We start from the raw sequence: 24,087 nt of genomic DNA, 5'->3' as shown, positions 1-24,087 counted from the left end.
TGCGTTTCAAGCTTTTGAGTTAGAAGCCCAGGTTAAGAGAAATACCAAAGCTTCTTACAGAAGGCAGTTGCGTACTCTCAAAGCCGTTCACAAACAAGCCGTTCCGGATCGAGTAGGTCTCCGGATCGATAGATGGCACATTGGTGAAGAGCAAAAGGTTGCGGCCTACCAGTGAGATGCTTGCGTTGGCAAGACCTGCAGATTCCAGCACGCCGGATGGGATGCGGTAGGACAGGCTCACCTCACGGAGCTTCACATAGGTGGCATCGTAAGTTGCTGCTTCTATATTGTCACGGTTGAACCCGTTGCCGTAGTAGTTGTAGAAGTAACCGGTATAGCCGGCTCCACCTGGCTCTACAGCCACGTCGTTAGGGACGTATTCCGGATTTTCGGCTGTGCCGATGTTTTTCACACCTGGCCCAATGATACCACCCTCCTGCTCAAGCGTGTAGATGGGATCGCCATTGGCATCATAGTCTACGCTGTATACCGTACGGCCTTCCGTTGTCAACAGGTCAAGGTTCGGATCATCTTCGTTGGTAATTGTACCGCCTGTGTTCATCAGTGCGTGTGTACGAGAGTAGATGTTACCCCCAACCTGGCCGTCAAAGAGGAAACCAAAGCTGATGTTGCCGAAATTCAGGGTATTGTAGATACCAATACGGGCATCTGGCTGGAAAGACCCGGCAGACACTTTTTCTTCTGTCAGCAGAGGCAGCCCATTCTCGTGGATAATCTGGCCATCATACTGACCGCCTTCCACCCGCTGGAAACCGAGGCCGTAGAGCTGACCGAGCAGTTCGCCTTCTTCAGCAACGTACTCCAGGTCTGCACCACCCTCATCACCGGGGAATACATCCGCAATAATGCTGTAACGCCCGCTGGTGATAATGTCAGGCAGGCTTTCCACGATAGCGCGGTTGTGGCCTACGTTCAGCATCACGTCCCAGCTGAAGTTGCGGCGCTTCACCGGTGTGGCGCTCAGCATCAGCTCAATACCTTCGTTGCGGATTTCACCGCCGTTGGTGAGGCTGAAGTCGTAACCACTCGTTGCTGCAACGGGCAGGGTAATCACCTGGTCGAAGCTCAGCATATTATAATAGGTCGCATCCAAACGCAAACGATCGTTCAGGAAGCGTACATCAACACCTACTTCGATCGCCTGTGTGCGTTCGTTGGTCAGGTTCGGGTCAGCTACAGTGCGGTTGGTTGTGAATACCGATGTGGCACCGAAGGCTGCTTGTGGCGTAAAGGTGTTGCCGAAAGAATATGGGGGCGCACCGTTACCTACTTCTGCATAGGCCCCTTTCAGCTTCAGGAAGGAAAGGGAAGAGTTAGCACCCAGATTGAGCTTTTCGCTCAGTACGGCACTTACCGAGACGGAAGGATATAAGAAATCATAGTCTGATCCGTCGATACCCACCTCCGGATTGACCAATGTACTGTTCCAATCCTGCCGAAGCGATGCATCCAGGTAGATAAAGTCATCGTAGGAAATCGTCGCAAGACCAAATAAGCTATTGATACCCGTAGTGGTCTTCTGAGACTCTACCAACACGCCAGAGCGTGCGTTAGCGAGGGTGTAAATACTTTCGCTTGTACCTGCAAACTTCAGTTCCGGGTTGTTAGCCACCAGGAAGTTGGCGTCCTGCCGCATGATGTTACCACCAATTTTTACGTCCAGGTCAAAGAGGGAGTTATTGCCCCGGTCGGTATGATAACCGATCAGCGCCTCAGCATTCGTCTCTGTGAAGGAGATTTCATCCTCGCGATAGCTGCCATTCTCACCTGGTGTGGCCTTGGTGGAAGGCGCCCGGCGGTAGGCCCGCTCATCGTCTACTACGTCTGCACCGTAGCGCAGGCGGATATCAAAGTTATCATTCAGCTCGTAAGACAGCTGCAGGTTACCGATTACGCGGTTGCTGCTGAAACTGTTTGTATTTTCATTAGCGATGAACCAGGGGTTATTCACCCAAAGGTCCTCCACATAACGCTGTTGGACCCCTTCCAGGCCAGGCTCCCAGTAGTCGCGCAGGTCGTCAATAGCTACCTGCCGCGGGTACCAGAGCCAGCCGTACATCACGGAAGAAGACTCATCGTAACCGGAGTTCGGCACATTATCAGAGCCAGAACGTACGTACATGGCATTCAGGCGCACATCGAGGCGGTCGTCAAAGAGCTGACGGCCGATGCTGGTCTGAAACGTATTACGCTGCAAGTTCGTGTTAGGCACGATCCCACGGTTAGAGGTGTTTGTGTACGAAAGGCGGAAATCACCAGCCTCTGAGTTGTTGTTGATCGCGATGTTGTTGATACTCGATACTCCCGTGCGGAAGAAGTTGCGGATATTGTCTTCAGCGGGCGTAAACGGAGCCGGCTGCCCATCAGAGTTGAACTGCTTGATCAACTGCCCGTTCATGCGCGGGCCCCAGTTTTCACCGTATGCTTCGTAGTATTCCTTATCGCCGATATAGTTGGTACCATCGATGTAGCTGTACTTGCCACCGCCACCAAAACCAAATTCATTCTGGTAGTTGGGCAGCTTGAGGATGGTCTGTGCCATGGTTGTGGAGTTGATTTCCACACCCCAGCCCTGAGCATCTTTCCCCGTCTTGGTTTCGATCAGGATTACCCCGTTGGCGGCACGTGAGCCGTAAAGTGCAGAAGCTGCAGGCCCTTTCAGGACGTTGATGGAGGCAATATCATCCGGGTTGACGATCTGCGCAGCATTACCAAAGTCGATGGTAGTCGATCCGTTCAGGCCATCATCAAAACTGTACAGGTCATTGGTAATAGGGATACCGTTAACCACAAAGAGTGGTTGGTTATTACCCAGCAGCGAGGCTGCACCACGAATATTGATGTTGGAAGAAGCGGTTGGGCCAGCGGAGCTACCTGTCACATATACACCGGAGGCTTTACCCGCCAGAGCGTTGGTGACATTGGTCGGCTTTACCTTCGCAATCTGATCAGCGCCGAGCTTTTGCACGGAGTAGCCCAGGGCTTTCTCCTCGCGCTCAATGCCAAGAGCTGTGACGACCACTTCGTCCAGCTCAATTTCTGAGCTCAGGACAACATCGTAGGTATCCTTGCCTGCCTCAAGCGGCACTTCCATTGTACTAAAGCCAACATAAGAGAAGACCAGGATTTCTGCATCTTCGGCAATAGGCAGCTCATAGGCACCATTGAAATCCGTTACGGTACCTTTTACCGTCTTTTTCACGTAAACGTTGGCACCAATAAGAGGCTCGCCTTCATTATCAGTTACAGTACCAGTAATGGTTCTCCCACCGGCTTGTGCCAGCATGGTGCTACTGCATGCAAACAGCAGGACCAGCCCAAGAAAGTGGCGAGTCATTTGTAAAGTACGATTCATAAAACTAGTGTTTAATTAAGAATAAACATAGACCGAGCAGTGCGCTAAACACACTACTTTTTATTAACTTAGAAACTCGTATTGCTTATTTTGGGCACAAAAATCGAAAATAAATGACACTTAGGCACATTATTTCGTACTTAATATTCACATTAATCTTTAATTCAGGTACAAATGGGCAAGAAAACCTCCTTAACTCAGATAGCTTGTCAACTTTATATGTGGGCGTAAAAGAATCGCCACCTTTTTTGTTCAAAAAAAATACAGATCAAATTGAAGGGATTAGTGCATGGCTGTGGGAGCAGGTAGCGGCTGAACTCGATCAGCCCTATGAGATACGGGAGCTTACCCTAAGCGAAATGCTGGACCAGCTGGAAGCCGGAACGCTTGATATTGCTATCAATCCTTTAACTGTAACGAGTGACCGTATTGAACGGATCGAGTTCACCCAGCCGTTTTTTGTTTCTTCTTCCGCCGTGGCTACACGCAGCAGCAGCGGCCTGGAGAGCGCCTTAGCTTTCGTTAAAAAATTCTTCTCTACTAATTTCTTAAAGGCCATTTTTGTGTTATTTATTGTCATTTTCATCTTTGGCTTTATTGCCTGGCTGTTCGAGCGCAAAGCCAATCCGGAGGAATTCCCCGATGGCTGGCAGGGTATGTGGGAAGGGATTTGGTGGTCAGCCGTCACGATGACAACAGTGGGCTATGGCGACAAATCTCCACGCTCACTTGGCGGCAGGATCGTCGCGCTGGTATGGATGTTCACAGCCATTATTATAATTTCCGGCCTTACCGCAAGTATCGCCTCTTCCCTAACGGTGAATCAGCTGAGTGGCGACATTGAAAGCTTGAAGGAATTGCGGCAGCATGATGTAGGTTCTGTGGAGGCTTCTGCCAGCCTTCAGTTTCTGGAAGACAACTACGTGCCCGCCCGGCCCTACAATAATGTTCAGGCAGGCCTGGACGCGCTGCAAGCCGGGGACATTGAAGCGTTTGTGTACGACGAGCCCATCCTGAAGTACGAAATCCTTAGCGGCAACCGCACTGAGCTACAAGTCCTCCCCTACCGCTTCAATACACAGTATTACAGCTACGGCCTGCCCAAAGGCAGTACTTTGCCGGACCGGATTAACCCCGTTATGCTCAGCATACTGGAAAGCAGCCGATGGCAAGCGATCCTTTCAGAGTATGATTTGAAGGAAGAGTAGTCCCGGACCGGACATTTAAGAGGAGCCGATATGCAGTGGTGCTAACTTTATGCCAAAGGACGCGTTATGACAATAAAACCCGTCCATGCGTTATTGCCTACTATTTGTATTTGCCGCCTTGCTTAGCGGTTGTAAAGTCAGCGACTATGCTTCTGATTCCAAGCCCATTGACCACCGCATCTGGGACAGCCTCCTCCAAAAGCACGTTACCGCTGAAGGTCTGGTCGATTATCAGGGCTTCATTGCAGACAGCGTACGCCTGAACAACTACTTAGACCAACTGCGGCAGCACCACCCCAACGATGAGCACTGGTCCCGGGACGAGCGCCTGGCATACTGGATCAATGCCTATAATGCCTTTACGGTAAAGTTGGTGGCCGACCACTACCCCGTAGAAAGTATTAAGGACATCAAAAACGGCATACCGTTCGTGAATACCGTTTGGGATATCAAGTTTATTGAAATTGAGGGGCAGACTTACGACTTGAATAACATTGAGCATGGCATCATCCGCCCAAAATTTGAGGAGCCCCGTATCCATTTTGCGGTCAATTGTGCTGCGCGGTCCTGCCCAAAACTGTACAACCGGGCTTACACGCCTGAAAAACTCGATGCCCAACTGACACAGGCAGCCGAAGCCTTTCTTGCAGATGAAGGTAAAAACAAGGTAAGCCCAAATTCTGCGCAACTATCCAAAATTTTCACCTGGTACGGCGGTGACTTCAAAACCAATGGCAGATCCATCATCGAGTATATCAATCAGTACGCGCCGGTAAAAGTCAATGCAGACGCAGAAGTTTCCTACCTCGAGTACGACTGGAGCCTCAACGACCAGTAAAAAGCGACTATTGCTCCAGACGGGAAAGGCCAGCCTTGGCCTTTTGATGAAGGCCCACGCGGTATTCTTCGGGCTTGAGGCTCAGGCAACGCTCGTAGGCCGCCCTTGCCTGGGTGCGATTCCCCTGCCCTTCGTAGATAATGCCCATTTGCAGGGCAGCATTGCAAGCGTAAAACCAGGGAGAGTCAGCTCCCTTATCCAAGGTCAGCTGATAATGCCGCAGAGCTTCCTCGTACCGGTCCATGCCATGCAGCAGCCGGCCCAGGCGGTAGAAATACTCCAATTCATGAGCGCCCTTGAAGCCATCCGTTGCCTGACTGGCCAGCAACTGATAGCCTTTTTGGAAATACCCTCCGTCAAAGAGGAGGCGGGCGCGCAGCAAGTCAAGGTTCGGTACGATGCCGGATTCCGCCTCCTGCTGGGCGTTTTTGTCGCCCCCGGCTACCGCATAGCCGTGGGCAATGCAATTGAGCATATGCCTTTTATAGCCTGCTTCGTTGCCATTGATCAGCGATTGCCAGCCGAGTTTCTGGTAGGTTTCCTTGATGAAGTTCCGCCCATTGTAAGCGCTCAGGTAGGATTGGAAGTATGGGGCAGCATCGCGATCCAGCCGGCGCAGCTTAGCCAATCCCAACATGTAGTCCAGGTAGGGGAAACTGAAGTAAGCGCCGCTCTTCGGATACAGCTGCAACAGCTCTATAGCCTGATCATTGCGCCCGGTCCGCATAGCCACATGCGCCATCACAAAGCATTCCAAAGGGCTCTGCCGGGGCGAAAGACCTGCTTTGTTGACAGCCTGCCAGGCGGTATCGCCCTTATTTTCGAGGTGCAGTAACAGCAGCGCGTAGAGTACCTTTGTTTCCTTTTCAAAAACGAAGTCATGGGTCTCGGCGTACTTCAGCACCGCTTCCACTTCGCGCCGGCCTTCCTCGATCGTGCCTTCCAGCCCGCCCAGCAGTTTCACGCCCCATTTGTAACTATCCGGAATGGTGCCCACCATGGCATGGAGGATACCCAGGTCTTTTTTATTGGGCATAAAGTCGGGGTACAGGGCTTCATTTTCGCGAAGCAGTTTATAGGCTTTACTCACTTCCGTAAATGCGCCTAGGTAGTCTTCAAAGCGCAAGCGCACCAGCGCCCACTGCAGCCGGATGTCTGCCTGTACAAAACGGTAGTAAGGCGAGTTGGGGTTGCCCTTCTCCACGATCGTAGCGAGCCGGCGGTCGCGTTTCACTTTTAGCTGCTTGTACTCCTCTTCGTTTTCATTGATGTACAACTTGAAGAAGTCGATGTAATTCTCAATGTGGTGTACAATGAGATTATCCGGTTCCTGCAGGCGTACTTTGGCCAGCAAGGCATAAGCCTCTCCAAACCGGAGGTCAGTAGCTTTTTCATAGGCGGTTTTAGCATCCGCAGTGAAATGGAAATACTTGCCCGCTGCGCAGCTCAGGGAGGCGGACAGGAAAAGCAATAGGAATATGGAGAACCGGAGGGCGTGCATATTATTGGGTTTGGAGCAAAGATAACAGACATTAGAAACTTAAGCCGTGCAGAAGATAAACGAAAGAAGCCCCGATAGCGCAATGCAGGCTTATCAGGGCTTCTTTAACTTTTAGTAACACCCGGGGTTATGCGGTCTCTGTCTCCCCGGTTACTTCAGCAGCAATGACATCATCCACCAAAACACGGCTGCAGTGCTCGCAGGCGATAATTTTTTTCTGCATCGCAATCTCCAGCTGTAGCTGCGGCGGGATCATGTTAAAGCAGCCACCACAGGCATTCCGCTCAACGGTCACCACGGCCAGGCCATTGCGGTAGTTGGTGCGGGTGCGGTCATAAGCGCGCAGGAGGCGGTCTTCAATTTTCTTGCGCCACTTTTCGGCTTCCTTGCGCAGCTTCTGCTCTTCCTTTTCTGTTTTCTTAATGATCTCCTCCAGCTCTACCTTTTTGGTAGCCAGATCTTTAGCTTTACGGTCGAGCCGCTCCTGATTGGCAGCAAGGGTTTCTGCCTTGCGCTCCTTGTCTTTTTCAACCCCACGGATTTTCTTTTCAGAAAGCTGGATTTCCAGGTTCTGCATTTCCAGCTCCTTCATCAGGGCGTCGTATTCGCGGTTGTTCTTTACATTATCGAGCTGCGTATTGTACCGCTCAATCAATGCTTCCGCCTCCTTGATGTTGGCGCGGTGCTTTGAGATTTCTGAGTCAAACTCAGCGATGTTGTCCGTCAGGCGGTTGATACGGGTCTCCAAGCCTGCAATTTCATCCTCCAGGTCGCTCACCTCTATCGGCAGCTCCCCCTTCAGGATTTCAATCTCATCAATCTTGGAATCAATGGTTTGGAGTTCGAATAAATTTTTCAGCTTCTCCGCAACAGTGGGTTCTCCTGCCATTATTTTATATCGATTTAGTAGTGATCAGATGAAGTAGTACTGCATTATACTACAAGTAATGAACGGGATTCGTTGTGACTTCCGTGCAATAAGCGGCAAAATTACTAAATTTCTGAGAAATAATCTCCTGCAACAGCTGTATTGTAAATTGCTCACTTTCAAAGTGCCCGATATCTGCGATGATGATTTGCCCGTCCGCATCGAAGAATTCGTGGTATTTGTAGTCGGCTGTGATAAAAATATCCGCGCCCTGCCCCTTAGCCGCCCCCAGCAGGAAGCCGCCTGCACCCCCACAAACCGCTAACGTCTTAACGGGCTTGTCCAATAATGCGGTATGCCGGATGACATTAACGTCCATTGCTTTTTTCAGGTGCTTGAGGAATGCTTCTTCCTTCATTGGCTTTGCCAGTTGGCCGACCATGCCGGAGCCGACCAGCGCACTTTTATTATCAATGCTGCCCAGCTCATAGGGCAATTGCACTTCCGGGACGCTATCCCGGAGCGCCTTCAGCACGGCCGGTTGCTGACCGGAAGCAAAGAAGACTTCAAGTTTGACCTCAGCGCCAGTTTGATCACCTTGTGTGCCCACCCCAAGCGAGGCATAACTTAGCCCTGTTTCATGGTTTAGCGTGCCTGCACCGGCTGCAAAGAGGGCTTTACGAACCACATCGCTATACGCCGGAGGCACATAAATGCTGAGCTTCTTCATCACCGCTGCCGGAGCCAGAATGCGGGTATTTTCCAGCTGTAGTTTTTCCGCAATCCGGGTATTAACTCCCTGATAGTATACGCTGTCAAGATTGGTGTGAATAGCGTAGATCGCAATGTCGTGCTTAATGGCCTGTATCACCACCCTTTCCACATAGTTGCGGCCAGTCAGGCTTTTCAATCCCTTAAATACTATAGGGTGATGAGCAACGATCAGGTTACAGCCTTTTTCGATCGCCTCTTCCACAATCGCTTCCGTAGAGTCCAGGCAACAAAGCACGCCTTTCACTTCTGCGCCTTGGTCGCCGGTGATCAGCCCGGCATTATCGTAGCCAGCCTGATAGGATGATGGAGCTATTTGTTCCAGGTACTGAATGACATCGCGTATCTGCATTAGGATCGGTTTCTGATTTTTTCTTCTAAGGAGGTCGTCGAGTAACCTTCAATATAAGGCAAAACGCGCACTTCGCCACCATTTTGGAGCACTGTATCTGCACCAACGATGCTATTGATTGCGTAATCGCCTCCCTTGACCAGCACATCCGGCTTCAGCAGCTCAATAAGCGCCGCCGGGGTGTCTTCTTCAAAAGGCACGACCAGGTCAACAAATTGCAGGGCGGCCATTTGCCAAAGTCGGGTAGTTTCATCGTTTATCGGCCGGTTGGGGCCCTTCAGCCGCCGTACCGAATCCGCTGCATTGAGCCCGATGATCAGTGCGTCACCCAATTCCCGTGCCTGTGCCAGGTAGTGGATGTGCCCGTAGTGCAGGAGATCGAAGCAGCCATTGGTAAAGACCACCTTTTGGCCCTGCTGTTGCCAGGCGGCCCGCTGCTGTGCGGCACCTGCCCAGTCTTTGATTTTCGCTTTGATATTCTCAATCATAGATTATGCATTGGCGGTCACGATCTGCTCCCGGTCACTGCCCGGCTGATAGTCGCGGTTGAGAATAGGCAGAAAGACGAGAGCAAGAATACCCACCAGGACATTACAGCCCAACTGAATGGAAAAAAAGGCAATATTCGCCCAGGAAAACCCGTCGTCTCCGCTGATGCCATACATGGCCAGTGCCGTTTGCGCCAGGAAGTGATAGGTGCCCATACCTCCGGGCGAAGGGATGACCACGCCCCATCCACCAAAGACGAATACGGTGAGCGCTGCCACCGCTGGCAGGCCCGCGGTGGGCGCAAAGGCGAAGAAACAAAGGTAAGTCATCAGGTAATACATAAACCAGATGTTGATGCTGTGAAACAGGAACCACCAAGGGCGGTCGAGCTGACGCACTGTCTGCAGCCCTTCCCAAAAGCCAAGCGCCAGGTCACGGACTTTCTTGTAAATCGCCGTTCGGGACAGCGGCTTGCGAAAGAGGTACAACACCACCATGCCCATTGCCCCTACACCAGCAGCCATAGCCATCAGGTTGCCCAAATTTGCCAGCTTGCCGAGATCGGCTTTCTCATTGACGAACTGCCAGATGGTATCATACTCCAACAGAAAAGCCAGCCCGGTGACCAACAGAATGCTGATGACGTCAATAATCCGGTCTACGACTATGGTCCCCATGACTTTTTCCAGCGGGATTTTTTCATATTGAGCCAGGGAAGCCCCCCGCACGACCTCGCCCATACGTGGCAGGCCCAGATTGGCAAAATACCCCAGCACGGTGGTCAGAAAGGCATTAATAAACCGCGGCGTGTAGCCCATTGGCCGGATGAGCATACTCCAGCGGATCGCACGGCTTACGTTGCTCATCATAAAGGCAATAAGGACCATCAGCACCCAAAAGTAGTTGGCCTCCTGAAAGTCGGTAACTACTTTTTGGAATAAACTGCAATCCTCAGCCGAAATGCCTTTTAGGGCACATTCTTCCTGGTAGGCGGCATTTTGGCCACGGTACACCAGGTACAGGATGCCCAGGCCCAGGCCTAAAAACAACAGGAACTTAAGAATATTTACGAGCGTCTTTTTCAAAGGTCGTATGGTTGATGGTGGGCGCAAAGATAGGGGACTGCACCTAAATGGCAAAGTCTGGTGGCCAAGGGAAAAAACTATTGAAGCTCAACATTTTACAGCGGATCCGGTTTTATCGCAAATAAAAGACGGTATCCCATGAAACTCCACCGCCAAATCCTGCCCATTTTCGGTTTTCTTGCCACCTTAGGTTTGTTGTTTTCTCCACTTATCGAAGTCCATACTTCCGGAGAAACTCCACGCGACCTGATCATCTTCGGCACTGACATTACCGGGGACACCCAACAACTTAGCGGGCTGATCTTTGCCCAGGATTTCCAATTCTACAGCCTAATGGCCCTGCTGATGAGCTGGTTAGCGGCGATTTTCTCTCAAAAGCAAGTCAGGGTAGTCGCCCTTTCCTTCGGTATTTTTATCATCAGCATGTTGCCGGCCTGGTTTATGGTTTATGTGGAAGATATCATCAAGCATCAGGTAGAAGGCCCCCTTGAGCATGAATACCTGTATGGTTTTGTTTTTGCAGGCATTGCCCTTTTCTGCGGCACCTTCGGGATCATCAACACCCAGCCCAGGCCCTCACAAGTGGCGGGCAACGTGCTTGACCAAGAGGTTTAACGATGCTTTAGGAAGAATTTCTTGCTGAAAAGCAGTAAATTACGGTACTTTGCGGCGCAATTTTCAAACAAGCATAAGTACCAATGACCAAAAGAGTAATTCCTGTTGTAGACTTGTCTCAGTTTACCAAGGGCGATGCCACCGCCCGCGAAGCTTTCGTAGCAGAACTGGGCAAGGCCTTTCACGAAATTGGCTTTGTTGGCGTTACCGGCCATGGCATACCCGAAAAACTGATCAACGACTTCTACAAGGCTTCCAATGCATTTTTTGCGTTATCCACGCCTATTAAAGAGCAGTACGAGATTGCAGGCATGGCTGGACAGCGGGGGTACACCTCCTTTGGCAAAGAGCACGCCAAGCAATCGGAAGTAGCCGACCTGAAGGAATTTTTCCAAATCGGACAGGAAGTACCTGCCGATGATCCGCGCAAAGCTCGGTACCCGGATAATGTGCATGTTGCCGAAATTCCGGACTTTACCAAACTCGGCCTGCAGCTTTACCGGGCTTTTGAGAAGGTCGGCGGCGAGCTCCTCAAAGCCATTGCCATCCACCTGGAACTGCCGGAAGATTACTTTGAAGCGCATATTGAGAAAGGCAATAGCATCCTGCGGGCTATTCACTATCCTCCGATCACGAAAGAGCCGGAATCCGCAATACGGGCAGAGCAGCACGAAGACATCAACCTTATCACCCTGCTTGTGGGCGCTTCTGCCGGCGGGCTTCAACTGCTCAACAAAGACGAGGAGTGGCTGCCTATCATGCCGGAGGAAAACGAGATTGTCATCAACGTAGGGGATATGCTACAGCGGCTGACCAACAACTACCTGAAGTCAACTACCCACCGGGTGGTCAATCCTCCGCGCGAAGAGTGGCATCTGCCCCGGCTTTCTATCCCTTTCTTCCTTCACCCGAAGTCGGAAATGGATTTGAGCGCACTGCCGAAGTGTATTACCGCCGAAAACCCGTTGCACTACGAGCCCATCACAGCCGGCGAATATCTCGACGAACGCCTGCGCGAAATCGGCCTGAAAAAATAAGGATGGCCAAAAAATACATTACCTTCACTAAACTTAAACCTCTTATTACGGTCAGATGACTGAAAGCAGGTTGATAAGGACAGCATAATGCTGTAATTTTGCAATAATTAAAAAGTATCATTATGGAAACTATACTGTTGTTCAACTTCTTCGGCCCGGAAATGCTGGTTGTACTCTTCGCAATTCTGTTGCTTTTCGGCGGTAAGAAAATTCCTGAGCTGATGCGTGGCATTGGAAAGGGCATCCGCGAGTTCAACACTGCCCGCTCTTCCCTCGAAAGCGAACTGAAAGAGGGCATGGATGCGGCTGAGCGCGAGGAAGCGAAAAAGAAAGAAAACAGCAACGCATAAATTCCGCAGTTTTTGCGCACCAACAGAAAAGCCATCCGAGATGTTTCCCGGATGGCTTTTTTCGTGCTCAGATTACGGAAGGACAGTTTATTTCCTGCCAAACAGCCCGCCTAACATTTTCATGCCGATGCTGGCTACGTCATCCACTACGCTTCCGTCCCCATCGCTGTCCAGAAACTTCATGGCCATATCGATTGCCGGATTGTTTGTATTCGCCCGCTCGGCGGATACCGTACCCGAAAGCAGCGAAGCAATACCTGCCATATCCAGCCCCTGCTCCCGCTTGGTCTTGCCCAGCGCGCCCATTACAACCGGTGCCAGCATCGTCATCAGGCTGCCGGTTTTGTCAGAGTCCAGCCCGCTAAGCTGACTGATCATTTGTACTGCGCCTCCCTGCTTGTTGCCCAGAACATGCTTCAGGATACCTGAGCCATTGAGCATACTTGGATTCTGCGCCTGCACCTGCTGTCCGCTAAGCATACCGATGACATCGTTCAGTATACTGCCGTCGTGGTCCCGCTCCAGTGCATTGTTCAGTGACTGAGCACCTTCTGTGGATTCGGCATTTTTGGCTAGTGCGCCCATCAGGGTATTCACGATGCCGGAAGCCGCAGCGGCGGTTTTTTGCTTATCGGCACCTCCGATTTGCTGGCTCAGTTGGTCAATCATGCCCTCAGAAAGGGAGCCTTGCAGGAGGTTCATTAAGTTAGCTTCCATATTGTTTTTTATGGTTGTTGATTATGGTGTTAAATTACGGATTGTTTTTCGGGCAGCAAAACATGCGTGCTTCCCGGGAATGCTTTTTGTAGACGCTATTTTCCCGGAAGGTCACATCAACTATAGCCGGCCCAGGCTGTTTCCTCAAAGTAAAAGGATACTGAACGTATGATGTGGAGCGATTTAAAAGCTGTAATAGCCTGGTTTCGCGGGGAGCAGGAGCCCGATGCGACAGACACGGACATTGGGGTAGCCAGCCTGATGCGGCTTGTCGCAGCCAATACCATGGCTAACATCAGAAAAGCGCAGGAACAGGCAGACCGCCTGCCCTATCAGTCCGATGAACCATTAGATAATGCACCGGCTTCTGCTGATAGTCGCCCCACCATACCCTTTTCTCCATCCCGCCAGGATGGGCTCCCAACTTCTGACGCACCGGGTTCGGCATCCGCACAGGGAGATGAACAGGAGCCGCCGCAGGAAGCTTAAGCGAAAGGTTGGCCCTACGCAGGTTGCCCGCTAACCACCACCACAATTTCACCTTTCACTTTAGCCTGTTGACCATAGTAAGCGATCAGCTCTTCAAGTGATGCCGTTCTGACTTCTTCGTGCATTTTGGTCAATTCGCGGGCTACGCAAGCGAGGCGGTCTGCTCCACAGTGCGCTGCCAACTGCTCCAGGCATTTGACCAGGCGGTAAGGCGACTCATAAAGCACGAATGTGACCGGCAGTTCTGCCAGATAACTCAAGCGGGTTTGACGGCCTTTTTTATGAGGCAGAAAACCTTCGAAGTGAAATTTATCGCAGGGGATACCAGAAGCCACAAGCGCAGGTACGAAAGCGGTAGCGCCGGGCAGGCATTCCACCTTCACGCCTTCCTGCACACAGGACCGGGTCAATAGGAAGCCAGGGTCAGAAATACCCGGCATGCCCGCATCAGAAATCAGCGCCATCCGGGCACCGCCTTTGAGTTGTTCGACCAGATTTTCGGTAATGTTATGCTCGTTATGGGCGTGGTAGGCACGGAGCGGCGTAGTGATTTCGTAGTGGTCCAACAGTTTTTTTGAGGTGCGGGTATCTTCCGCCAGGATGAGGTCTACTTCTTTCAGCAGGCGGAGCGCCCGAAGGGTAATGTCTTCCAGGTTGCCAATGGGCGTGGGTATGAGATGAAGCATGCAGTTGTCGATTCTGTTAAGTCAGTGCTCCGACTTAGTGAAATACTGGAAAGCAGAAAAAAGAACATAAAGCACTACCACTGCTGAGAAAGCCACTTCCCGGGTCAGGATAAGCAATAGCAAAGCAATGCCGGCAAAGATAAACTTAATCTCATTGCCTGCCCACGCCAGCGATTTGAATTTGAGGGCAAACATGGGGATTTCACTCACCAGCAGGTAGGACTGCAAGGCGATCAGGAAGTAAAGCAGTGCAGGGCTACTGACCACCCACGCTCCCATGCCGTAACTGTCCAGGGCATAAATCAGCATCAGCCCGGTCACAAACATCGTACTCGATGGCGTCGGAAGGCCGATAAAGCCATCCGTCTGCCGGGTATCGAGGTTGAACTTGGCAAGCCGCAAACCGGAGAAAGCCGAAAGGATAAAACCAGGCACTGCTGCATACACCAGCGCATCTGCTCCTTCCTGCCCCAGGGCCACCAGCAGCAACTGATAGTAGATGGCTCCGGGCACTACCCCGAAGGAAACCGTATCGGCAATGGAGTCCAGCTCTTTGCCCAGCTCCGAATGCACGCCCAGCAAACGGGCCACCAACCCATCCGCATAATCGGCCGCAACCGCAGCCACTATAAATCCAAACCCGGCTACGTACTGCCCATGCAGCACACTGACCAGCGCACACCCGCCGAAGACCAGGTTGAGCAGGGTAATCGCGTTTGGAATTTGCTTTTTTACCATGAGTGCGAAGGTACAAAAAACCAAAGGTTGAGGAAAGCTGCCGACCAAGGCTATCGGGCAGGGTTTGATTTTATTGCTTAACTTTCGGGGGAATCACATCCGACGCTATGAAAACGACAAAATCTATACTGGTAACAGGGCTGTGCATTCTGCCTTTACTAGGGGCCTTGGCACAACCTGCCAATGATGAGTGCGCCAATGCTTTTTTCATTGAGGAGCCGGTCAACTGGTGCTCTTCAGATGGGCAGTTCACTACCGTTGAAGCTTCCGCTAACCCGGATCAATCCCCTTCCTGTTTTACAGCAGAAGGTGATGTTTGGTTTTCCTTCACTGCGGTAGCCCCTTCCGTAAGTATTTCTGTGCTCGGTGGCTTTTTCAGCAACCAGCTTTCCCAGCCGCAGGTCGCACTGTATGCCGGCAGCTGTACAGATTTGACGGAAGTCACTTGCCAGACCGGCAGCGGCTTGTCCCTGCAAATCATCGAAACAGGCTTGCAACTTGGGCAGACCTACTACCTGCAAGTACAGGGGGTGGCTATCGGCAATTTCTCCCTGTGCCTCAACAACTACTCCGGAGCAATCACCGCTACCTCAGATTGCCCACAGGCCGCCGTGCTCTGCAATCAGGCTCCTTTTGTCATACCGCAGGTCACCGATGGCGGCAACGACCCGAGTGAAGCTGATGACGCCGAATGCCTGAATATTGCCGGGCTGCCAGTAGAGACCTTCTCCACCTGGTTTGTCTGGACCGCTGCTGAGTCGGGGAGCCTGACTTTCGCGCTTACGCCAATCAATGAGACTGACGACCTCGATTTTGTCCTCTACGAATTTCCGAATGGGCCGGGCGACTGCTCCGGAAAGACCGTGCTGCGCTGCATGGCATCCTCTTGTATTGGCCCTACCGGGCTGAACGATACCGCGCTTGACGTTTCTGAAGCTCCGGGTTGCAGCCCGGGGGATGATAACTTTCTGGCTGCGGTCCAGATGGAGGAAGGTGTCACCTATGGGCTGATGGTCAACAATTTTTCGCAGACGACCATCGGTTTCGAAGTGGAGTTTGGGGGCACGGCCAGCTTTGTGGGTGGGGAAGAACGCCTCGCAGCAGAAGCCGATGAAGTCTGTCAGGACAGCCTGTTGACTTTCGTGGGGCTGAACCCGCCGGGCAGCTCCAATGTGGTGGACTGGCAATGGGAGTTTGGCAATGGTGCAACCCCTGCCTTTGCTTCGGGCCCGGGGCCACACGATGTGGCATTTAGCAATTCCGGCACACAGCTGGTGCTGTTGCGCGCCACAACGGCGCAAGGGTGTACTTCCACTGAAATCCTGCCCATAGAAGTACTTTGCTGTACTGATAACTTCCTGGTCAACGCCAGCACTGTGCCCCCCTCCTGCCCGGGCGATAGCGACGGAAGCATTGCGCTGGAAATTGAAAGCCCCAATGGGCCGCCCTTTTTCATCACGTGGGAAGATGGCTCCAGCAGCAACTCCAGGACAGGGCTTGCCACAGGCTTGTACAGCGTAACCCTTTCTGACACTTCGGAATGCCAGGCTATCCGCACCTTTGAAGTCCCTCCTGCTCAGCCTTTTGAAATAGATACACTGCTGAGTTTGCCCAGTTGTGATGCCGGGGTGGATGGCAGCATCACGCTCGAAGTCTCCGGTAGCGCCCCGCCCTTTTCCTACGCCTGGGAAGGTATGCCCTTCAGCAATAACAACACGCTCAGCAATTTAAGCGCAGGGCTTTATACCGTAGCCATTCAGGACAGCCTGGGCTGCATGGACACGCTCGAGATCAACCTCCAGGAGTTACAGCTGATGCTGGACCCGCAAGTGACCGATATTACACCGCCCAGCTGCTTTGGGCGGAGCGACGGCCAAATCACGCTGGTTATCGCCAATGGGCTCCCACCCTATCAGTTTGATTTCAATGACGGCAACGGCTACGTGCCATCCAATGCGCTGAGCCAGCTCTCCTCCGGCACCTACACCATCAATGTGCTGGACGCAAATCTCTGCGAGGGGCAATTCATCATTGAGCTGGCAGACCCGCCCCCGCTTGAGGCCGGGCTGCAACCCACCACCATTTCCTGCACAGGGGCTGCCGATGGCCTGCTTTTGGCTGCGCCATCCGGAGGCACACCGCCCTACAGCTATACATGGGAAAATGGCAGCGATGCTCCACAACGGGACGCTTTGCCGCCAGGCAATTACACCCTGACCCTTACCGATCTCAATGGGTGTACTGCCCTCGCCACCTATGAAATGACAGACCCTGAGCCGCTGAGCGCATCCATCGACTCTATAGCCGGGCCTTTGTGTTTTGGCGACCAAAATGGTTACCTATCCGTGGTGGCCATCGGGGGGCAACCGCCCTACTTTTATCAAATCGGCAGTTCAACTGCACAGAGCGATCCTGCTTTCCCTAATCTTGCTGCGGGCTCCTACGGCATCACGGTGACCGATAGCCGCGATTGCCTTACTACAACTGATGCAACTGTTCCCGCTCCCGAACGCCTTACCCTAACGCTCACCTCCGACAGCCCCATCATTTTGGGAGATAATGCCCGGCTTCGGGCTATCACCAACGCAATAGAGCCCTTCATTCTTTGGTCGCCGCCCGACTTCTTGTCCTCCACCGATTGTGCAACCCCTGAAGCCCTTCAGCCCACACAATCCATGGCCTACCAGATAGAAATCACCGATGACAAAGGCTGTAGTATTAGAGATTCCGTAAATTTGACTGTTTTGTTAAGGTATCCGGCCTATCTGCCCAACGCTTTTTCACCCAACAACGACGGTATTAATGATACCTGGGCGCCTCAGGGTGGCCCTGCGCTGGAGCGGTGGCTCTACCTGCAAGTTTACGACCGCTGGGGCGGGCTGATTTTTGAAGCGCAAAATCCAAATGGCCAAAATGCCGTTTTAGAATGGGATGGTCGTGCGAAGAACCAGCCCATGCCTGTTGGTGTATATACCTGTATTATGGAAGGGCAATTTATTGATGGTACAGTGAGGCAGTTCCAATCGGATGTCCTCCTTACCCGATGACACAAACCTGAGCAATGAGAAAACATAGCTTGTTCTGCTTTACTTTAATGCTGCTGCCTTTGTCTATGCTCGCGCAGGGCGAGGATTGCAATTCTGCCACTAACCTGCCCAACGTGAGCAGCTGGTGCTCGGAAGGCGGTGCCTACACCAATGCAGGTTTCGATGACTCCGGTTTTACCACCGGCTGTTTTCCGAATAACCAAGACAACTATGATGTCTGGTTTTCCTTTGTGGCCGAAGCCACTACTGTTAATGTGAGTGTGGCGGGTGCCACTGGCCAAAGCAATGGCGGTACGCTACAGAATCCGCAATTTGCTGTTTACAGCGGGGAATGTGGCACGCTCACGGAGATTGGCTGCTTCTCGGATGCCATTGGCGTGGGCAGCGGGCAGCTCTTTGCCGGGCCTCTTGAAATCGGGCAGACTTACTACATTCAGGTCGGTGCCCGGGGCGGCAATCAGGGCACCTTCCAGCTTTGTGTGAATAACTACAATGACATCCCCGACCCTTCCAGCGATTGCAATACCGGGGTGATCCTCTGCGATAAATCCCCTTTCACCGTTGAACAAGTCACCGGAGTTGGCAGCAACCCCAACGAAATTGGCGATGTGGCCTGCTCTACTTTTTCCTGCCCGCTGAGCGAAAGTGGCTCCGCGTGGTACAAATGGACTTGCGACGAAGCTGGTTCGCTTACCTTTTCCCTCAATCCACTTAATCCCGCAGACGATCTTGATTTCATACTTTACCAACTGCCTAATGGCATTAACAACTGTGATGAAAAGTTCGACCTGCGGTGCATGGCCTCCGGTGAGGTGGTGGGAGCCGATTTTGATATATGGGAACCCTGTACCGGTGCGACCGGTCTGGCAGATGGAGAGGAGGATACGAGCGAAAACTGTGGCTGCGACCCTGGAGATGACAATTTTGTCGCCCCAATTGAAATGGAGGCAGGAGTCAGCTACGCGCTTGTCGTTAATAATTTTAGCCAGTCCGGCAATGGTTTCACTGTGGAGTTTGGTGGCACAGGCACCTTCCTGGGCCCGGAGGCAGAATTCAGGACCGAGCCTGAGCTCGACACCCTCTGCCTGGAAAACAGCATCACTTTTGTAGACGAGTCCAGCTTCATCGGCGGCCTTTCAGGCTGGGAGTGGACTTTCGGAGAAGATGCCAGCCCGGCATCAGCTACCGGGCAGGGACCGCACGAGGTTACCTATAGCAGCCCGGGGCTGAAGAGTGTCCTGCTCCGGGTGCTCACCAGTGATGGGTGTATTGTATCGCATGTGGAAACGATCTACGTCAAGTGCTGCGAGAGCAGTTTTACCATCGATGATGCGATAGCTGATGTGCTCTGCCCTGATGATAGTACCGGTGCTATTTTTCTTACGGTTGCCAATGGTAACCCACCCTATGATTTCAACTGGAGCAATGGTAGTAGTGACTCCGTGGCGATTACGGGTCTTCCTCCGGGAGACTATACGGTTACAATTACTGATAGTTTTACCTGTGATTCTGTACTCACCTACACTGTAGACAGTCCACCTCCGCTGGATGTAGACACCCTCATCACCATGCCCACCTGTAATGGAGGCACCGATGGCGGCATTGAGCTGCAACTGACCGGTGGCACGCCTCCCTATGAATACAGTTGGGAAGGGCAGCCTTTCGGCAATGACAATACGCTAACCGATTTGCCTGTAGGCGACTACGAGGTAGTCATCCGCGATGCCAACGACTGCATCACAGAACTCACTATTCCGGTGAGAGAACTAGAGCTCCTGCTTGACCCCGCACAGCCCGGAATTGTCAACCCGTCCTGTACGGGCTTCTCTGATGGCGCCATCACCATCAATATAGCCAATGGGCAACCGCCGTATCAATACAACTTCAACGATGGAAATGGCTTCGTGACCACCAACGCTATAAACGGTTTAAGTGCAGGGACCTATACCGTCAATGCCCTTGACGCTAACCTGTGCGAAGGCACATTCAACATCGTACTGGAAGATCCGCCCCTGTTGGTAGCTGGCTTGGACGTGCAGGGTATCAGCTGTTTTGGAGAAGCAGATGCCCTGATCACAGCAACTCCGGAAGGCGGCACCGGAGGGTACAGTATACAGTGGAGTACCGGTTCGGCGGAAGCGACCATCAGAGGGCTGGGAGAAGGCACCTACAGTTATACCGTTACGGATGCCAATGGCTGCGTGGCTTCGGCTGATACGACGATCACACAGCCCCCACTGCTTGAGCTTTCGATATTAGACATTCAGGACGTTCTCTGTTTTGGGGATACGACAGGCATCGTTGTACTGGAAGGTACGGGAGGAGTGCCGCCTTATGAATTCAGTTCAGACGAGCAGATCTTTCAGGTAGCGCCAGCCTTTGACAGCCTCGCTGCCGGCAATTACACCTTTGCAGTCATGGACGCCAATGGGTGCCTGGCCAGCATTCAGGGCAGCGTATCCCAGCCCCCGGAGCTCATCGTGGATGCAGGAGAAGACATCCGGATTGAGCTGGGCTATAGTGGGCAAATAGATGCGAGCGTGTCCAACCCCGATGTTTCCTACAGCTGGATGCCGCCCGATTCGCTCTCCTGCACGGATTGCGAAGACCCGGAGTCCAATCCGGTCAATACCACTTTATACACGCTCACAGTGACCGATGAGAACGGCTGCCTGGCGGTTGACTCTGTTAGTGTGCGTGTGATTAAGAACCGCCCGGTGTTTATCCCCAACGCCTTTTCACCGAATGCGGATGGCAGGAACGATGCCTTTACCGTGTATGCAGGGCCGGGAGCCCGCCGGGTGCAGGAGCTAAAGATATTCAACCGCTGGGGCGGCATGGTGTACGATGGGCAAAACTTCCCGCCTAATGCACCAGAGTTCGGATGGGACGGCACCTTCCGGGGAGAGCCCGCCCAGATTGGCGTGTATGCCTACTATGCAAAGGTGGAATTCATTGATGGTATCGTTGTCCTTTTTGAAGGCGACATACAGGTTGTAAGGTAGGTTCAAAACGGTCCGAGCATTATTAAATACGAAAGGGTTTCAGGCGACAACTTCACCTGAAACCTTTTCTTATGCTAGGGTATATGTAGGATTCGGTTCTTTTTCCAAACCGGAGAAGAACAGAAGAAACGATATGAAAGAGACAGCTAGTTATCTGCTGCGATTATCCCAAGTCTCTCTGCTTTTCCAGCTTGTAGCGAGCCTTAAGCACTTCGTGCCGGCGCTCAACGGAAGGCTTTGTGAATTGCTTGCGCTTACGCAATTCCTTAATTACGCCAACATTACGGTGCTTACGCTTGTAGCGCTTCAGCGCCCGGTCAATAGACTCTCCTTCTTTTACGTTGATGATGATCATGTACGAACTATAAAATTGAGGGCGAAAACATCCTGCCCGTTTGGTGAAAAAATAATCAAATCAATCGGCGAAATCACAGTCCTCTGTGGCAGGTCTGCAAAATTGCCCGGCAAAGGTAACAATAAAATTATAACAAGGCAAGGAAAAATAAACGACCCACCTCTGTTAAAAGAAGTGGGCCGCCGTTTTTAGGTCAAAGGGGAACCTATTATTAAAACTCAGACATCTGCTCCCAATCGCTAATGTGTTTATTTGCCTGATTAAAGCAAGCAAAGGATTGGAAGAAAAAAATCAGGGACAAGCCCTGTGGACATGAGTTCATAGTGTTAGAAAAGATACCTGCCTTAAACAGCAGGCATCCGTACTGATAAATGCACAAAAATTCTTTTTCGGTTTAAGGTATGCAGCGAGTGAAATCTTCACTGTATTGAGCAGGCTTATAAATCTTATGTTTGCTCATTCAAAAAAGATAGCATATTTTGTCTGTACGACAGCTATCGAAAAGCTTTTACGCATGGTAAGGAGGTATGTTTGGAATATCAACAATTTCCTTTCTAATCTAACGATACAGCGCTTCTACACTATAGCACAAAACCCTGTAAAACAAAAACTTAACCCACTATCTACCAAACCCCGGCACACATGAAACCGTTAAGTTCCCCACTACATCTGACGCTGTTGGCGTTGCTGCTTTCTATTAATCTTTGGGCCGTTGAGGACTGTACGAACTGGCTGAAAGGCGAAAATATTTCCAAACAGCCCCCCAAAAAACTCATCATACAGCTCTATGATCTCATGCGCGAAGAGGATGAGCATTTTCTTTGCCTGATCGATTACTACCGGAACAACCACCTGACGACTCCAGAGTACAAACAGCTCTTTTACAATTTCATGGGGCAGTACTATAATAATACTGGGAAGTTTGACTCCGCCCGGGCTTACATCCTTCTTGCCATCGGGCAGGACAGTCTGTTAACGGACAACGCCGAAGCACTTCCCGCAGACTTGGCCACGCTAGGCAATACTGAATTATTTCAACGCAATTACCATGAAGCGCTGGAGTATTACCAAAAAGCCCTCGATGCAGTGGACTGGAACGGCCGTCCTTTCGTTATTGCCAATACTTTCGCAACTATGGGCGTCTGTTATGTTGAGCTAGAGATGCCGGGTAATGCGCTTGCCCATTTTTCAACGGCCCTCGAATACAGTATCCGTGACACCACTCTTCACTCCACCGGCAGACGGCTAATGATCCGTCACAATATAGGTGTGGTGCATAATATCCGGGGGCAGCACCAACGGGCCCTTGAGGTCCTTGAGCCATTGGTGGACTCCATGGAGCACATAGACTATCCCTATTTGGAAAGGCTGCTGCATAGTAGTATTGGCTATGCTTATCTTGAGACTGGGGAACTGGAGTTGGCTGAACAGCACCTGAAGACTTTGCTGGGTGATGAGATGAACTTTGACATTAATCAGGAAGAGCTCTATTATTACTTACTGGAATTGTACGCGCAGCAAAATGCGGCCCACGAAATGAAGCCAATTCTCGATGCGGTCTCCGCACACTATCAGGAGCTTGGTATACCGCCTTTATTTGAGCACTTCTATTGGTCGGGGCGCTATCATGAACTTTCCAAACAGGATGACCAGGCAGAAGCCCTTTACAGAGAAGGGCTTAGCTATATTCCAGAGGACTCCTTTCCTGCCAACCGGGCGCGGTTTTACGAAGCCCTGGCAGCACTCTACCAAAGTACCGGCCAATGGGAAAACGCCTACCAATATCAAACGCAGCATGTTAATGCTTTGCTCGAACAACAGGAGCATGACCAAAACCGTGCCGCAGAGGATATAGCCGTGGCTTACGAAGTAAAAGAGTACCGGACCCGTGCCGAAGAAGCTATTGCCCGGGAAAACCTGTCCTTGGTGCGGGCAGACCTGGCAGAGCGCAAAGCCCTTTACTTCACCTGGGCTGTAGCCTTTAGTATCTTAACCATATTGTTATTAGGCTTCAACTACTGGCAGTACAGGCAACGGTCCAAATCAAAGCAGGAAGCCATACGGGAACGCAACAAACGCCTCGCACAGGAACAGCAACAAACCCGGCAGCAGCTGGAATATCAGAAAACAGCGGTGCTGGATAAAAGCCTCTGGGCTGCCCGGCTCAAGCCTAAAGTCAGTGAAGCCATTACCAGATATCACAAACGCCCGGACTACCTGGAGCGCAAAATTCATCAGATATTCATGGAAGAAGATATTCTTCCCCAGTTCGAAAAAGAATTTCAGCTATTTTATCCTGACTTTTCCCGCTCTCTGATCCGGGATATCCCGAACCTTACAGACAAACAGCTGCGGTACGCTATGCTTATTGCCCTCGGCCTGAGCAATAAGGAAATCGCGGAAATCCTGTCGGTGAGCGTCAAAGCGGTAGAAATGGCCCGCTACCGCCTCAGATCTGCCTTAGAAATAGAGCAAGAGGATTCACTGGAAGCACTCCTGCGAAACCACCTGCTTTATCTGGAGCCTTTGGCATCCGAAGAAGCATAAGCAGCTGTTCGCT

Annotated in this window: 19 protein-coding genes; 9 read left to right on the top strand and 10 right to left on the bottom strand. The window is 51.7% G+C overall.

Annotated elements, in window-relative coordinates; all coding sequences use genetic code 11:
• Positions 1-19: 19 nt before the first annotated feature.
• Positions 20-3,376, bottom strand: a complete 3,357-nt coding sequence (locus MRY86_RS12835) for a SusC/RagA family TonB-linked outer membrane protein (RefSeq protein WP_293566424.1) — start codon at positions 3,374-3,376, stop codon at positions 20-22.
• A gap of 206 nt (positions 3,377-3,582) precedes the next feature.
• On the opposite strand from MRY86_RS12835, the gene MRY86_RS12830 reads away from it, so the two are divergent.
• Both MRY86_RS12830 and MRY86_RS12825 read left to right on the top strand, forming a co-directional pair.
• Positions 3,583-4,584, top strand: coding sequence for a transporter substrate-binding domain-containing protein (locus tag MRY86_RS12830; RefSeq protein WP_293566423.1), 1,002 nt, complete (start codon positions 3,583-3,585; stop codon positions 4,582-4,584).
• Positions 4,585-4,669: 85 nt separating this feature from the next.
• Positions 4,670-5,422, top strand: a complete 753-nt coding sequence (locus MRY86_RS12825; RefSeq protein WP_293566422.1) for a DUF547 domain-containing protein — start codon at positions 4,670-4,672, stop codon at positions 5,420-5,422.
• 7 nt (positions 5,423-5,429) lie between these two features.
• Here the strand turns inward: MRY86_RS12825 and MRY86_RS12820 are convergent, their stop codons facing one another.
• From MRY86_RS12820 to MRY86_RS12800, 5 genes are all read right to left on the bottom strand, one after another.
• Positions 5,430-6,923: a tetratricopeptide repeat protein gene (locus MRY86_RS12820; protein WP_293566421.1), complete on the bottom strand. Its 1,494-nt coding sequence runs from the start codon at positions 6,921-6,923 to the stop codon at positions 5,430-5,432.
• Positions 6,924-7,050: 127 nt separating this feature from the next.
• Positions 7,051-7,812, bottom strand: a complete 762-nt coding sequence (locus tag MRY86_RS12815; protein WP_293566420.1) for a C4-type zinc ribbon domain-containing protein — start codon at positions 7,810-7,812, stop codon at positions 7,051-7,053.
• A gap of 49 nt (positions 7,813-7,861) precedes the next feature.
• A complete protein-coding gene (locus tag MRY86_RS12810; RefSeq protein WP_293566419.1) occupies positions 7,862-8,914 on the bottom strand; it encodes a Nif3-like dinuclear metal center hexameric protein in 1,053 nt (350 codons plus the stop codon).
• Positions 8,914-9,402 carry a D-glycero-beta-D-manno-heptose 1-phosphate adenylyltransferase gene (gene rfaE2 / locus MRY86_RS12805; protein WP_293566418.1) on the bottom strand — a complete coding sequence of 163 codons (489 nt, stop codon included), beginning with the start codon at positions 9,400-9,402 and terminating at the stop codon, positions 8,914-8,916. Before rfaE2 ends, MRY86_RS12810 begins: the two co-directional genes overlap by 1 nt.
• Before the next feature lie 3 nt (positions 9,403-9,405).
• Positions 9,406-10,488 carry a lysylphosphatidylglycerol synthase transmembrane domain-containing protein gene (locus MRY86_RS12800; RefSeq protein WP_293566417.1) on the bottom strand — a complete coding sequence of 361 codons (1,083 nt, stop codon included), beginning with the start codon at positions 10,486-10,488 and terminating at the stop codon, positions 9,406-9,408.
• A gap of 138 nt (positions 10,489-10,626) precedes the next feature.
• On the opposite strand from MRY86_RS12800, the gene MRY86_RS12795 reads away from it, so the two are divergent.
• The 3 genes from MRY86_RS12795 to MRY86_RS12785 all read left to right on the top strand — a co-directional run bounded on the left by MRY86_RS12795 (position 10,627) and on the right by MRY86_RS12785 (position 12,490).
• Positions 10,627-11,103 carry a hypothetical protein gene (locus tag MRY86_RS12795; RefSeq protein WP_293566416.1) on the top strand — a complete coding sequence of 159 codons (477 nt, stop codon included), beginning with the start codon at positions 10,627-10,629 and terminating at the stop codon, positions 11,101-11,103.
• 83 nt (positions 11,104-11,186) lie between these two features.
• On the top strand, positions 11,187-12,140 hold the full coding sequence (locus tag MRY86_RS12790; RefSeq protein WP_293571542.1) for a 2-oxoglutarate and iron-dependent oxygenase domain-containing protein: 954 nt from the start codon (positions 11,187-11,189) through the stop codon (positions 12,138-12,140).
• Positions 12,141-12,262: 122 nt separating this feature from the next.
• Complete coding sequence (locus MRY86_RS12785) at positions 12,263-12,490, top strand: twin-arginine translocase TatA/TatE family subunit (protein ID WP_044216909.1); 228 nt, start codon at positions 12,263-12,265, stop codon at positions 12,488-12,490.
• An 87-nt stretch (positions 12,491-12,577) separates the two neighbouring features.
• On the opposite strand, the gene MRY86_RS12780 is transcribed toward MRY86_RS12785, so the two are convergent.
• A complete protein-coding gene (locus MRY86_RS12780) occupies positions 12,578-13,207 on the bottom strand; it encodes a DUF937 domain-containing protein (protein WP_293566329.1) in 630 nt (209 codons plus the stop codon).
• A gap of 168 nt (positions 13,208-13,375) precedes the next feature.
• On the opposite strand from MRY86_RS12780, the gene MRY86_RS12775 reads away from it, so the two are divergent.
• Positions 13,376-13,696 (top strand): hypothetical protein, encoded by a 321-nt coding sequence (locus MRY86_RS12775; RefSeq protein ID WP_293566328.1) that lies wholly within the window; start codon positions 13,376-13,378, stop codon positions 13,694-13,696.
• A 14-nt stretch (positions 13,697-13,710) separates the two neighbouring features.
• Here MRY86_RS12775 and rsmI read toward each other — a convergent pair whose 3' ends face one another.
• Entirely contained in the window at positions 13,711-14,382 is a 672-nt protein-coding gene (rsmI, locus tag MRY86_RS12770; RefSeq protein WP_293566326.1) for a 16S rRNA (cytidine(1402)-2'-O)-methyltransferase, read from the bottom strand.
• A gap of 21 nt (positions 14,383-14,403) precedes the next feature.
• Complete coding sequence (locus MRY86_RS12765; protein ID WP_293566298.1) at positions 14,404-15,120, bottom strand: CDP-alcohol phosphatidyltransferase family protein; 717 nt, start codon at positions 15,118-15,120, stop codon at positions 14,404-14,406.
• Positions 15,121-15,227: 107 nt separating this feature from the next.
• On the opposite strand from MRY86_RS12765, the gene MRY86_RS12760 reads away from it, so the two are divergent.
• On the top strand, positions 15,228-18,167 hold the full coding sequence (locus tag MRY86_RS12760; protein ID WP_293566296.1) for a gliding motility-associated C-terminal domain-containing protein: 2,940 nt from the start codon (positions 15,228-15,230) through the stop codon (positions 18,165-18,167).
• A gap of 14 nt (positions 18,168-18,181) precedes the next feature.
• Positions 18,182-21,172, top strand: coding sequence for a gliding motility-associated C-terminal domain-containing protein (locus tag MRY86_RS12755; RefSeq protein WP_293566294.1), 2,991 nt, complete (start codon positions 18,182-18,184; stop codon positions 21,170-21,172).
• A gap of 163 nt (positions 21,173-21,335) precedes the next feature.
• Here the strand turns inward: MRY86_RS12755 and rpsU are convergent, their stop codons facing one another.
• Positions 21,336-21,527, bottom strand: coding sequence for a 30S ribosomal protein S21 (rpsU, locus tag MRY86_RS12750; RefSeq protein ID WP_044216921.1), 192 nt, complete (start codon positions 21,525-21,527; stop codon positions 21,336-21,338).
• A gap of 642 nt (positions 21,528-22,169) precedes the next feature.
• On the opposite strand from rpsU, the gene MRY86_RS12745 reads away from it, so the two are divergent.
• The gene (locus MRY86_RS12745) at positions 22,170-24,074 is read left to right on the top strand and encodes a LuxR C-terminal-related transcriptional regulator (RefSeq protein ID WP_293566291.1); all 1,905 of its coding nucleotides are present in this window, start codon (positions 22,170-22,172) and stop codon (positions 24,072-24,074) included.
• Positions 24,075-24,087: the final 13 nt, after the last annotated feature.

This window comes from Phaeodactylibacter sp., assembly GCF_022763345.1.
Classification (GTDB): Bacteria; Bacteroidota; Bacteroidia; order Chitinophagales; family Saprospiraceae; genus Phaeodactylibacter.
Note: the sequence above shows the minus strand (reverse complement) of the source record. Positions and strands in the feature narration are given on the sequence as shown.